The following is a 12,552-nucleotide window of genomic DNA, read 5'->3' as shown; positions in this document are numbered from 1 at the left end:
ATAGAGGGAGGGCAGAGGGGAAACAGGGCCGAAGCAGGCTAGCGCTTTTCTCGGGCGGCGCGACGGTACAGCGTACTGCGGGCAACGCCTAAAGCCTGAGCCGCTTTGCTGACGTTGCCGTTATAACGCTCAAGGGTGGCGGCAATCACCCGTTCATCATGCTGATACAGGGCAGCGCGAGATGGTGCAGGCTCAGGTTGATATTTCTCTGGCAGAGCTTCACAACCCAACACCTCGCCATCGTCCGCCAAGGCGAGCAACACCTTGAGTAAGCTTCTTAATTCACGCACATTGCCCGGCCAGCCATGGTTCGCCAGCGTTTGCAGCAGCGCAGGGGCGAGTTGGATACCGCGTGCCACACCGCCCAGTTCCTGCCACAGTTGCAAGATAAAAGCCGGTAACGAGGGCCATTCGCGCAGCGGCGGCAGCGTCAGGGCAAACTCCTGTAGCCGGTAAAGCAGATCCTCACGGAATTCGCCCGCGGCCACACGCTGATTGAGATCCCGGTGTGTGGCGCAGATCACCGCAAAATTGACCGGCCAACTGCGGCTGGAGCCCAGCGGTGCCACCTCTTTTTCCTGCAACACCCGCAGCAGGCGGGTTTGCAGCGCTAATGGCATATCGCCAATTTCATCCAGAAACAGCACGCCGCCGTCCGCCTCGCGGATCTTGCCGATATAACCTTGCCGGTTCGCGCCGGTAAACGCCCCTGGCTGGTAGCCAAACAGCTCCGACTCGATCAGCGGTTCCGGGATAGCCGCACAGTTAATGGCCACAAATTTCCCCTCGCGCCACCGGCTTTGCTGATACAGCGCGCGGCTGACGTACTCTTTGCCGCTGCCTGTTTCGCCGTGAATACACAGCGATACCCCGGCATTCAACAACCGCACCAGTTTAGTGGCATCTACCGGCAGGGAGCATGGGCGCTCAGGCGCAGGGGTTACTGCAAAGTGCGTGCGGGCTGGCGCGCGCAGGCAGAAGAAATAGCGCTGTTGGTGATGCGTGAGGATCGGCTGTGGAACGCCGCTTGCCCGCTGTTCGCTATGGGGAAAGAGCTGCTGGAAGGTGAGCGTGCCGAAGCGATCGGCGCTTAGCTGCAGTTCACTCATCGCCAGGCGGTTGGCCGCCATCAGCACATTGTCTGAGAAAACCAGCAGCATCTCTGTCGTGCTATCAACCCCCTCGGCCTGTGCATGCAGGCTCATCAGCCACTGATCCGGGCGCAGGCTCTGCTTCAGCCATAAATACTCAATCTGCTGTGCGGCGGCTTTAACCCAGGCCAGCGTATGGGGATGGGGATAATGTGCCGGCCCTGAAATATCCAGCACGCCAGCAACCTGGCCGTTTGGCGTTTGCAGCGTCATGGCGGCGCAGTACAAGCCCTGATTGCTGGTGAGGTAATGCTGATGAGCAAGGATTTCACAGCCATCATCAATCGCCAGCGCCGTGCCGATGGCGTTGGTGCCACGGCCACATTCGCTCCACAGGTTGCCCGGGGCCAAGGCAAAACGTTGGGCTTTTTGCAAAGCCCGCATGTCACCCACGGTGTTCAAGATCAGGCCGCTGGCGTCGGAGAGCACCACGACGGATTGCTTGTCGGCAATTTTCTCTGCCAGAGTTTGCGCTGCCGGGCGGGCAAATTGCTGCAGCACGGCGTTACTGGCCAAGGCATCGGCCAGTTCGGCTTGAGGAAGGCGCGGGAAGTCATCCGCCATGCGGTTTAAGCCATAGTGCTCGCTGCGCAGCCAAGAATCATTAAGTAACAGCGTATTACCGGTGATGGCGCCGCTGGTGGCTGACGAATTTCCCCGCATTGGTGACCTCGTTCCTGCCTGCAAGTGTTGCAATATTGTAGCCAATAGGTTTTACCTGTGTTGCTATTTGCAACACAAATGGCAGATTATCCCCATTCTTCCCGCAGGTTAAACCAACGCATTAATTTTAATTAATTGATTTTAAATAAAATTTAATTTTGAGCGAAAAGTGGCACGGCGACTGCAATAGCTATTACGCAACTGCCGCCACCTGCGGTTACCACACTCTGACAACGATACCCTACATAAGGAGTTTGCGATGCGCTACGCACATCCCGGCACGCCGGACGCACTGGTCTCTTTCAAAACGGCTTACGGCAACTACATCGATGGCAAATTCGTAGAACCGCTCGGCGGCCAATACTTTATGAACACTTCACCGGTGAATGGCAGTGAGATTGCCAAGTTCCCGCGCTCCGACGCTCAGGATATTAACGCTGCGCTGGATGCAGCCCACCGGGCGGCCAGCGCCTGGGGCAAAACCAGCGTCCAGCACCGTTCTAACCTGCTGCTGCAGGTGGCCGACCGCATTGAAGCCAATCTGGAGTACCTGGCGGTCGCAGAAAGCTGGGATAACGGGAAACCCATTCGTGAAACCCTGAATGCCGATCTGCCGCTGGCGATCGATCACTTTCGTTACTTTGCCGGTTGCCTGCGCGCGCAGGAAGGCAGCACGGCAGAGATTGATGAGCACACCGTTGCCTATCACTTTCATGAACCATTAGGGGTAGTAGGCCAGATCATCCCCTGGAACTTCCCTCTGCTGATGGCGGCATGGAAGCTGGCACCGGCGCTGGCGGCAGGCAACTGCGTGGTGCTGAAACCGGCAGAGCAGACGCCGCTGGCCATTACGCTGCTGATGGAGCTGATCGGCGATCTGTTCCCTGCCGGGGTGCTCAACGTGGTGCAGGGCTATGGCCGCGAGGCGGGTGAAGCGCTGGCGACCAGCAAGCGTATCGCCAAAATTGCCTTCACCGGTTCAACGCCGGTTGGCCGCCATATTATGGCCTGTGCGGCGGAGAATATTATTCCCTGCACGGTGGAACTGGGGGGCAAATCACCGAACATCTATTTCGCCGATGTGATGGATGCCGAACCGGCATTTATCGAGAAAGCGGTCGAAGGCCTGGTGCTCGGCTTCTTTAACCAGGGTGAAGTCTGCACCTGCCCTTCGCGGGCGCTGATCCATGAGTCTATCTACGCCCCCTTCATGGAGCGCGTGATGGCAAAAATCAAAAACATCCGCCGTGGCGATCCGCTGGATACCGACACCATGATTGGCGCGCAGGCTTCACAGCAGCAGTTTGACAAGATCCTCTCCTACATCGATATCGCGCGCAATGAAGGCGGGCAAATTCTGATCGGCGGCGGCAGAGCCAGCATCACACCAGCGCTGGATAACGGCTTCTATATTCAGCCCACGCTGATTAAAGGGGATAACCAGATGCGCTGTTTCCAGGAAGAGATCTTTGGCCCAGTGATTGGCGTGACCACTTTCAAGGACGAAGCGGAAGCCTTGGCTATCGCCAACGAAACCCAGTTTGGCCTGGGTGCGGGCGTCTGGACACGTGACACCAATCTGGCTTACCGCATGGGGCGCAGCATCAAGGCGGGCCGGGTGTGGACCAACTGTTATCACGTTTATCCAGCTCATGCCGCATTTGGTGGCTATAAGCAGTCGGGCGTTGGCCGGGAAACGCACAAAATGGCGTTAAACCAGTACCAACAGACTAAGAACCTGCTGGTCAGCTATGACACGGCACCTTTAGGGCTGTTCTAAACCCAGTCTATTTTTAAGGATGAAAATATGAATACGATGAAAGCCGCCGTGGTGAAGGCCTTTGGAGAACCCTTGGTGATTGAGCAAGTGCCGATCCCCAAGGTTGGGCCGGGCCAGTTGCTGGTGAAGATTGTTGCCACCGGCGTCTGCCACACCGATTTGCACGCCGCTGAGGGCGACTGGCCGGTCAAGCCACAGCCGCCCTTTATTCCCGGCCATGAAGGCGTGGGCTATGTGGTGGCGGTCGGTGAAGGCGTAAAACATATCAAGGAAGGGGATCGGGTAGGAGTACCCTGGCTGTACTCCGCCTGTGGCCACTGCGAGCACTGCCTGGACAGTTGGGAAACCCTGTGCCACTCGCAGCAAAACGCCGGTTATTCGGTGAACGGCAGCTTTGCTGAGTATTGCCTGGCGGACGCGAACTATGTCGGCATCCTGCCGGATAACGTGGGATATAACGAAATCGCACCAATCCTTTGCGCGGGCGTCACGGTCTATAAGGGCCTGAAAATGACCGAAACCAAACCGGGTGATTGGGTGGTGGTTTCCGGTATCGGCGGGCTTGGCCACATGGCGATTCAGTATGCGCTCGCTATGGGGCTGAACGTGGCGGCGGTGGATATCGACGATGACAAGCTGGCGTTTGCCAAGCGTTTAGGGGCCAGCGTGGTAGCGAATGCCAAACATGTCGATCCGGCGAAGGTTTTCCATGACAGCTTCGGCGGCGCGCACGGTGTGCTGGTCACCGCCGTTTCGCCGAAAGCCTTTGAGCAGGCCATCGGGACCCTGCGCCGCGGCGGCACCATGGTGCTGAACGGGTTGCCACCGGGCACCTTTGATCTGTCGATCTTTAATATGGTGCTGGACGGCATTACCGTGCGTGGTTCAATCGTCGGCACCCGCAAGGACTTGCAGGAAGCCCTCGATTTTGCCGGGCGGCATAAGGTGGCAGCGAATATCACCGTTGAGCCATTAAGCAACATCAACGATATTTTCGCCCGCATGCACGCCGGTAAAATCGAAGGGCGTATCGTAGTCGACTTGGCGTTATAAGACGCGGGGCTCATCTGGTTAATCATCAAGCAGGTATCGCCGTTGGCTGTACCTGCTTTCTTTTGGGTATATACTCGTCATACTTCAAGTCGCATGGGTGTTGGCTGCGTCCGTTCGCACCAGTCGCATAGTTATCTATGCTCCTAGCGACTCTCGGACTTGCCGCCTACATGCAACTTGAATTATTTAGAGTATAGAATGTGCGTCATTGTCAAAAAGCCAGGAAATACCCATGTCTACCATGCAGGAAGTGGCCAAGAAGGCAGGCGTCTCTAAAGCCACGGTTTCACGTGTACTTTCCGGGAAGGGATACGTCAGCGAAGCAACGAAAGATCAGGTATATAAAGCCATCGAAGAGGCAGGATATCGCCCCAATCTGCTGGCGAGAAACCTGGCCACCAATAAATCGCAATGCATTGGCTTAGTTGTCACTAACACGCTCTACAACGGCAGTTATTTCAGCGAGCTGCTTTCCCAGGCGGCGCAAAAACTGGAGCAGCACGGTCGCCAGCTGATTCTGGTGGACGGCAAACACAGTGCCGAAGAAGAACAGCAGGCGATTCAATTTCTGCTCGATTTACGCTGTGATGCCATCATTATCTACCCGCGTTTCTTAACCATCGATGTCATGGACGACATTATCGAGCAGCATAAACAGCCCATTATGGTGGTGAACAGAAGGCTGAGGAAACACCAAAGCCACTGTATTTGCTGCGATCATAAAGGGGCCAGCTTTAACGCCACCCAATATCTGATCACCCGGGGCCACCGCGATATTGCCTTTATCACCGGCTCACTGGATTCACCCACTGCCATTGAGCGGCTTTCCGGCTATAAAGAAGCCTTGAGTCAATATGGTATCGCGCTGCAGGAGGATCTGATCGTTAAAGGGAAATGGACGCCGAACAGCGGTGCCACAGCGGTAAGCGCTTTACTGAACGGTAAAATAAGCTTCAGCGCCGTGCTTGCCAGCAATGATGAGATGGCCGTGGGTGCCATCAAGCAGTTAAACGCAGCGGGTATCAGCGTACCTAATACCGTCTCGGTGGTTGGTTTTGATAATATCCCCACCGCTCCATACCTGATCCCGGCATTGTCCAGCGTGAAAGACCCTGTCAGCGCCATGATGAATGAAGTGATCGACCGGCTGATTTCTATGCTCGATGGCGGGTATTTATCCAAAGATAATCTGTTTACCTCAGAGCTGCTGGTCAGAGATTCGGTGGGAAATGGGCCATTTTGGCAAGAATAATTCGTTGCCCCCCCCACTCGCCACAAAGGGAAGTGGGGGGCGGAACGAAAATCGATTTAATAAACCGATAGGTTACAGGGTGAACCCGCAAGCGCTTCCTCTGGCAGAGAACCGGCAATATCAGCCGGTGCTAACGCCGCTTTAGTCCAGATTATCCATGCCAATGAGCCATTAGTCGCGGTTGAGGTTGCCGCGCCAGAACCGAGAGAGAAATAATTACCCGGCCCCGAGAGTGACACGGCATTTAATACGCCACGATAAGGCAACGCCGGCCCTGATTTCACCTTCGCCGCTTTGCCGTCAATAAACAGGTTCACCGTTCCGGTATTGTAGTTCTCCATCGCGATACTGACCTGATACAGATGATATTGACTGGTGTCGGTTTGCACCACAGAACTGCTGCTGCCGTCTATGCTGTTAAGCTGCACGCCGGTAGCGGAACTCGTCTTCTGGATCACCGTTTTCACCCGGCTGCTGTAATCTGGCCCTAGCAGAAAATCGCCGGTTGCTACTTCGATCTCAAGCGCATTCTTGCTGCTGGGCTCATTAGCTTTGACACAGGCTAACCAAGTAAACCCTTTCGGGTAACCATCGCTGGTGACGCTGTCGGCGCTGGCCTTTAGCCCTTTATTGGCATTATCACAGGAACCGGTATTGCACAGACGGACCGCGGTAGTAACGGCAGACCCGGTGTTGTCATAACGCAGCGTATTATCCGGGTTAATGCTGAACGGCGTGAGATTGCCATTCACCGCAAACAGATTCGCCGTGCCATAACTGTTGCTCACCGCCCCGCTCACATTCGGCAGCAGGCCACCGTTAGTGAGGGGCGCGTACAGATTCCATTTGATCGAGCCATCGTCGATATCATCCCCCGGATTCTCCCCCTCTTCTGAACCGCCCGCGTTCGCCAACCCGGTGGTCCAACTCGATCCTGGCGTGATGCCATTGCCATACCAGGGTGCCACGGTCTGTTCCAGCCAGGGTTGCTCTAAATCAACCGGGATCGGTGAAGCGACCACCCCGTCATAGATATCGATCAGCACATGCTCCATCTCCAGCGGTGACAGCCCGGCAGCGATGTCGCTGCGTGCCCGGTAGTAGTGGTATTCACCGCTGCCGTCAACGGCATAGACCGCACTGCCTGCCGGGTAATTTTGCATGGCAGACCAAGCCTGATAGCCCGGCTGTGGATGGCATGACGGCCCGTTGCTCTGCTGATCGCGGGTTTTATGTGTTGTCACTAACCCCAGTGGAGAGGCTGTGGTCACGGTAAAATCATCAAAATAGGCATATTGATCGGTTTGCGGCGCCCAATCCGCCGTTCCACCACCGAAAAACGTATCCATCTTCAGCGTGCTGATAGAAACCGTATTATCTGAACGCCAGTTCCAGCTATCCAGCTCCAACACTTTTACGCCATCGACAAATTGAATTAATTGCCCATTCTCTTTCCCTGGATCACCGAGCTGAACATACTGCGTAATGGTGTACCACTGGCCCGGCAGGAATTGGGTATTCAGCGCCGCATAGTCGCCACAATGTTCGGTCTTGGTGGGGTAATAAAGGTAGTTATACATCGAGCCGCGTTCGCGCCACATTAACCGCGTGGTGAAGCCATTAAATTTACTGTTATCAATACAGCCTGAGGGGGCCTTACCACCGCCGCCCAAGCCGGGTAATTTCCCACCGCGAACCCAGGTGAATTGGTTATCAAAACGCACCTTATACTGCAGCCAGAGCGCTGTGTTGCCTTTTGGCAACGGTGCATCAAAAGTCATTGCTGAATTACCACCAATCCCAGGGGTCGGGTTACCCGTTGCATCCTGCCCTGCCGTAGCGCTGTAGGTAACGCGTAACACCTTATTGGCAGGCGCGTCTGGATCGGCCACAATATTCAACCGCCCCTGCGCTAACCCCGATGAATTACCTGGCGTTACCCCCCAGTCTTTCAAGAAATCTGCTGCCGTGTAAGGCCCGGGCGTATCATCCTGGAAATCAACGCGGGTAATAAAAGCATTGGGAGGAGCATCGTTTTTCCCCTGCGGCAATGGCCACCAGGCTTTATTATTGAAAGAGCAGACCGCTGCCAGATCTTGCACTTTATTATCATTAACCGGTGAGGTCACACCCGTATTATCACTTAGCGGTACCGCACTATTATTGATTATCTCTGATGAGGCTTGGCTGTTATCACACGCCGCCAAACAGATAATAAACCCGAGGAGTACCATGCCTTTCCCTGAACCGTGCTTTGCAAAAAATCTCATTATTCTTCTCCAAGAATGAATGATGGAAATAGTATACCCAGCAGATTTCAAGTAGCAGGCAAACGAAGGAGCATTGGAAACTGACTCGCATCGATAAAAAGACGGGAAGGCTAGCCTGCACATCAGCACGGGTATATGCGTGATATTCAATTCGCTGACAGCACAGGTGGAAAAAACGTTATGTAATCAACCTGACAGAAAATACATTGATATATTAGTTCAATAAAAAGGAAACGCAATTTCAAAAACACAGGCAACCTCACAAAAATGATGACGGATAACCTGTTTTAAGTATTATGTTAACCTCTTCGCTACCCTAGATCCGAGCTTACGTTAATCATCTTTACACTGCCTCTACGGCAGTAACCCTCCAAGAATTAAGCTAACTGCATTAATGATCATTGAATAACAATCTAAAAGGCTAAAAAAACCCTTTTTCAACCTATTCGTTTCTGCCTTTTAAAATCAACGCATTAGTTATTTCCTAAAAACAGGTGCAATAGCGCGTATGGAGCTAAAGCGATTAAAATATCGAATGAATTGGCTGACTGAAAAACAAAAAAAGAGGCGGGAGCTTCACCCACCTCTCTCACCGCAATACTTACTACTGCCCGTTAAAACCGCCCAAAAGGCGCCGAATACTCCACCAGCCCGCTCACGCCGTTAAGGGCATCTTCTGCCAGTGGGTAAACCTGAAATGCGGTTTCCGTACCCGGCCAACGGCAGTGCAGATCGTACTGGGCGGCGGCTCTGAAACCAAAACGCCCATAGTAGGCCGGATCGCCCAGCACCACGACGGCGGCATAGCTGAACTCGTTCAGCGCATCCAGCCCTTCGTATATCAGCTTTTCACCCAAGCCCTGGCGGCGCAGGCTTTCGTCAACCGCCAACGGCGCAAGCCCCACCCACTGACGATCGACGCCCGCCACATCAACCGGGCTGAAGGCCGCATAGCCAACCACACCGCCTTGATCGTCGGTGGCAACGATACCCAGCGTCAGCAGGCCGTCTTCACGCAGTTGCTGCACGAGATCGGCTTCATCATCACGGCCAAAAGCCCTGCGCAGCAAAGCATCAATACCCGCAGCATCAACCGGAATTTCAACACGGATCAGCATGGCTGCGGCACACGGGAGGATTGCACCGTGCCCTCCTGCAAACCGGCTTCAATAAAGGCCGCCAGTTGTAACAGGCCAACGCGCAGCGGCGCAGGCATGGCATCCAGATCGATGGCGTCCATCAGATTTTTTACGTACAGGCCCAATTCGGTATCTCCTTCAATCTGCAGCCGACGCTGGAAAAACAGCGTATCGGGATCTTGCTTACGCGCTGCAATCAACACCAGATCGTTGGCGTCACCGCTGAAGCTGACATCCGCCTCAGCCTGTTGGCTCACCACCAACCTGCCGTTTTCAACCGTCATAAACCATTGCAGTGCCAGATCGCGCACCTCAATCTTCAGCCAACGCGATTCGAGAAAATCTAAATCCCCGTCCGCCAACGCCTGACGAAACTGCCAGCCCAGCACCTGTTCCAGAAGCTGACGCTGCAGAGCAAACGGCGTGAATTTTAGCGGCACGCGCAACAGCGACGGCCCCTGACGCACAATGCGTGCCCGTAGTTTTTCCAACACTGTCATTCACTCCTTTCCACTCAGTCTGCCGCTATTTTGCCACATTGGCACACGGCATCACCGGCCTATATCAACAAATAGTGCAATTAACACCCACAGTCACCTTTCTATCAATACGCCAGAAACTGCCTCAAATCAAAACCTGTTAACAGCAGGTTGACTAAAATTATCCCCCCGTTGACCTCATTGCCGGGCGCAAACCTTAACCGGCAACCATTATCACAGCGTATGCCTTACTAGGCACACGGCTGAATCAGGATTAAATCTATGGAGCTGCTTTGCCCCGCCGGTAATCTGCCGGCCTTGAAAGCTGCGGTGGATAATGGCGCAGATGCCGTTTATATCGGCCTGAAAGACGATACCAACGCACGCCACTTCGCCGGGCTGAATTTTACCGAGAAGAAGCTGCAAGAAGCGGCCGATTATGTGCATCGGCATGGGCGCAAACTGCATATCGCCATCAATACCTTTGCCCACCCCGATGGCTATGCCCGTTGGCAGCGCGCCGTGGATATGGCCGCGCAACTCGGGGCCGATGCGCTGATCCTGGCCGACCTGGCGATGCTGGAATACGCCGCACAACGCTATCCGCAGGCCGAGCGTCACGTTTCGGTGCAGGCTTCCGCAACCAATGAAGAAGCCATCCGCTTTTATCAGCGCCATTTTGATGTCGCCCGCGTGGTGCTGCCACGGGTGCTGTCGATGCATCAGGTCAAACAGCTTTCGCGCACCAGCCCGGTGCCGCTGGAAGTATTCGCCTTCGGCAGCCTGTGCATCATGGCCGAAGGGCGCTGTTATCTCTCTTCTTACCTGACGGGTGAATCCCCCAACACCGTAGGCGCCTGCTCGCCCGCGCGTTTTGTGCGCTGGCAGCAAACGCCGCAGGGGATGGAATCACGCCTGAATGATGTGCTGATCGATCGTTATCAGGACGGCGAAAACGCCGGTTATCCTACGCTGTGCAAAGGCCGCTATCGGGTGGATAACGTGCTCTATCACCCGCTGGAAGAGCCCACCAGCCTGAACACGCTGGAGCTGTTACCGGAGCTATTGGCTGCCAATATCGCCTCGGTGAAGATCGAAGGCCGCCAGCGCAGCCCGGCCTATGTCAGCCAGGTGGCGCGCGTCTGGCGGCAGGCGATCGATCGTTGCAAAGCCAATCCGGCGGCCTATCAGGCCGATGCTGCCTGGATGGAAACGCTCGGTGCAATGTCCGAAGGCACCCAGACTACACTCGGCGCCTATCACCGCAAATGGCAGTAGCAGGAGGAACCATGAAATATGCCTTAGGCCCGGTGCTCTACTACTGGCCAAAAAACGATGTGGAGGCGTTTTATCAGCAGGCCGCCAATAGCAGCGCCGACATTATCTATCTTGGCGAGAGCGTCTGCACCAAACGGCGCGAGATGAAAGTGGGCGACTGGCTGGCGCTGGCGCAGGAGATCGCCAAATCCGGCAAGCAGGTGGTGATCTCCACTCTGGCGCTGCTGCAAGCGCCTTCAGAACTGAACGAACTGAAGCGCTATGTGGAAAACGGCGAGTTCCTGATCGAAGCCAACGATCTCGGCACGGTGAATATGGCCGCCGAGCGCGGTTTGCCTTTTGTCGCCGGGCATGCGCTCAATTGTTACAACGCCTACACGCTGCGCCTGTTGCATCAGCAGGGCATGACCCGCTGGTGTATGCCGGTGGAGCTTTCCCGCGATTGGCTGGTGAACCTGCTGAACCAGTGCGAAGAGCTGGGGTTCCGCCAACGGTTTGAGGTGGAGGTGCTGAGCTATGGCCATCTGCCGCTGGCCTATTCCGCGCGCTGCTTTACCGCGCGTTCGGAAAACCGCGGTAAGGACGAATGTGAAACCTGCTGTATTAAATATCCACAAGGGCGCATGGTCAACTCACAGGAAAATCAGCAGGTGTTTGTGCTGAACGGTATTCAGACCATGAGCGGTTATTGCTACAACCTGGGTAACGAACTGGCTGGAATGCAGGGGCTGGTGGATATTGTACGCCTGTCACCGCAAGGGGAGGAGACACTGGCGATGCTCGATCGCTTCCGCGCCAACCAGCAGGGAGCACAGCCGTTGGCGCTGACCGATCGCGCTGAGTGCAACGGTTACTGGCGGCGCGTGGCCGGGTTGGAACTGGTGCCATAACCCACGGGGTTGCGGGGAGAAACACTCTCCCCGCCAAGCCATCAGTCGTAGGAAATATTAAACTGTATCGCGCTTTTCACTCGGCCGGGAGTGGCTCGGCCAGTGGCGTAATACTCATATTCAATATCACACTGGCTCTGATTATTGACGATCACCGCGCACCCCACGCGCGGGCTGGTGCGTAAATCCAGTGGCGTATCATTCATCAACAACCTGATTTCGACGTTTGTAGCCTCATCACTCAAGGTATTAACCAGATTACCGGTACCCGCATTGACGGTGGCGCCATTATTCAACGTGATATAGGGAGTATACCCATTGGTACAATGTGTCCCGCCAATATGGATGCTGCCCTGAGTGCGGCCATGAGTCATGCCTGGGCTATTCAGATTCCCCATGTACACCTGCGGTAACACCCAATCATAGGTCTTGTTGTCTTGCCCCTCTATACTATCGAAATAGCAGGTGGCGATCTTAATAGAGCCCGTGACATTCAGCACCCCGGTGGAAGCGGCCTGCACGCTTGCGGCATAACCGAACAGCACCAGCAGAGAGAGGCTTTTTAACGTATTCGCTATTTGCATTTCACGCTCCCGG

At 55.0% G+C, this 12,552-nt stretch carries 10 protein-coding genes; 5 read left to right on the top strand and 5 right to left on the bottom strand.

Translation table 11 applies throughout. The annotated features are described in order from the left end of the window. Positions 1 to 38: 38 nt before the first annotated feature. Complete coding sequence (locus WG891_RS02820) at positions 39 to 1,814, bottom strand: sigma-54-dependent Fis family transcriptional regulator (protein WP_337261424.1); 1,776 nt, start codon at positions 1,812 to 1,814, stop codon at positions 39 to 41. 259 nt (positions 1,815 to 2,073) lie between these two features. Here WG891_RS02820 and exaC point away from each other — a divergent pair, with 259 nt between their 5' ends. The 3 genes from exaC to WG891_RS02805 all read left to right on the top strand — a co-directional run bounded on the left by exaC (position 2,074) and on the right by WG891_RS02805 (position 5,899). Then, positions 2,074 to 3,594: an acetaldehyde dehydrogenase ExaC gene (exaC, locus tag WG891_RS02815; protein WP_337261425.1), complete on the top strand. Its 1,521-nt coding sequence runs from the start codon at positions 2,074 to 2,076 to the stop codon at positions 3,592 to 3,594. Positions 3,595 to 3,621: 27 nt separating this feature from the next. After that, positions 3,622 to 4,647 carry an alcohol dehydrogenase AdhP gene (gene adhP / locus WG891_RS02810; protein ID WP_076942999.1) on the top strand — a complete coding sequence of 342 codons (1,026 nt, stop codon included), beginning with the start codon at positions 3,622 to 3,624 and terminating at the stop codon, positions 4,645 to 4,647. Between the two features lie 232 nt (positions 4,648 to 4,879). Further along, the gene (locus WG891_RS02805) at positions 4,880 to 5,899 is read left to right on the top strand and encodes a LacI family DNA-binding transcriptional regulator (protein WP_337261426.1); all 1,020 of its coding nucleotides are present in this window, start codon (positions 4,880 to 4,882) and stop codon (positions 5,897 to 5,899) included. A 56-nt stretch (positions 5,900 to 5,955) separates the two neighbouring features. On the opposite strand, the gene WG891_RS02800 is transcribed toward WG891_RS02805, so the two are convergent. From WG891_RS02800 to ubiT, 3 genes are all read right to left on the bottom strand, one after another. Continuing rightward, complete coding sequence (locus WG891_RS02800; protein WP_337261427.1) at positions 5,956 to 8,169, bottom strand: polysaccharide lyase; 2,214 nt, start codon at positions 8,167 to 8,169, stop codon at positions 5,956 to 5,958. Between the two features lie 614 nt (positions 8,170 to 8,783). Continuing rightward, on the bottom strand, positions 8,784 to 9,287 hold the full coding sequence (locus WG891_RS02795) for a GNAT family N-acetyltransferase (protein WP_076943002.1): 504 nt from the start codon (positions 9,285 to 9,287) through the stop codon (positions 8,784 to 8,786). Then, positions 9,281 to 9,802, bottom strand: coding sequence for a ubiquinone anaerobic biosynthesis accessory factor UbiT (ubiT, locus tag WG891_RS02790; protein WP_337261592.1), 522 nt, complete (start codon positions 9,800 to 9,802; stop codon positions 9,281 to 9,283). Before ubiT ends, WG891_RS02795 begins: the two co-directional genes overlap by 7 nt. A 267-nt stretch (positions 9,803 to 10,069) precedes the next feature. On the opposite strand from ubiT, the gene ubiU reads away from it, so the two are divergent. Together ubiU and WG891_RS02780 are read left to right on the top strand one after the other, a co-directional pair. Beyond that, entirely contained in the window at positions 10,070 to 11,065 is a 996-nt protein-coding gene (gene ubiU / locus WG891_RS02785) for a ubiquinone anaerobic biosynthesis protein UbiU (protein WP_337261428.1), read from the top strand. An 11-nt stretch (positions 11,066 to 11,076) separates the two neighbouring features. Next, positions 11,077 to 11,955: a U32 family peptidase gene (locus tag WG891_RS02780; protein ID WP_337261429.1), complete on the top strand. Its 879-nt coding sequence runs from the start codon at positions 11,077 to 11,079 to the stop codon at positions 11,953 to 11,955. A gap of 41 nt (positions 11,956 to 11,996) precedes the next feature. Here the strand turns inward: WG891_RS02780 and WG891_RS02775 are convergent, their stop codons facing one another. Beyond that, the gene (locus WG891_RS02775) at positions 11,997 to 12,539 is read right to left on the bottom strand and encodes a fimbrial protein (protein ID WP_337261430.1); all 543 of its coding nucleotides are present in this window, start codon (positions 12,537 to 12,539) and stop codon (positions 11,997 to 11,999) included. Between the last annotated feature and the right edge of the window lie 13 nt (positions 12,540 to 12,552).

The sequence above is a fragment of the Serratia sp. MMO-28 genome (genome assembly GCF_037199905.1).
Classification (GTDB): domain Bacteria; phylum Pseudomonadota; class Gammaproteobacteria; order Enterobacterales; family Enterobacteriaceae; genus Chania; species Chania oryzae.
This window is presented reverse-complemented; position numbering and strand designations above follow the sequence as displayed.

Coding starts and splice junctions, on each gene's coding strand:
- WG891_RS02820 (WP_337261424.1), bottom strand. CDS start 1,814: ATGCGGGGAAATTCGTCAGCCACCAGCGGCGCCATCACCGGTAATACG.
- exaC (WP_337261425.1), top strand. CDS start 2,074: ATGCGCTACGCACATCCCGGCACGCCGGACGCACTGGTCTCTTTCAAA.
- adhP (WP_076942999.1), top strand. CDS start 3,622: ATGAATACGATGAAAGCCGCCGTGGTGAAGGCCTTTGGAGAACCCTTG.
- WG891_RS02805 (WP_337261426.1), top strand. CDS start 4,880: ATGTCTACCATGCAGGAAGTGGCCAAGAAGGCAGGCGTCTCTAAAGCC.
- WG891_RS02800 (WP_337261427.1), bottom strand. CDS start 8,169: ATGAGATTTTTTGCAAAGCACGGTTCAGGGAAAGGCATGGTACTCCTC.
- WG891_RS02795 (WP_076943002.1), bottom strand. CDS start 9,287: ATGCTGATCCGTGTTGAAATTCCGGTTGATGCTGCGGGTATTGATGCT.
- ubiU (WP_337261428.1), top strand. CDS start 10,070: ATGGAGCTGCTTTGCCCCGCCGGTAATCTGCCGGCCTTGAAAGCTGCG.
- WG891_RS02780 (WP_337261429.1), top strand. CDS start 11,077: ATGAAATATGCCTTAGGCCCGGTGCTCTACTACTGGCCAAAAAACGAT.
- WG891_RS02775 (WP_337261430.1), bottom strand. CDS start 12,539: ATGCAAATAGCGAATACGTTAAAAAGCCTCTCTCTGCTGGTGCTGTTC.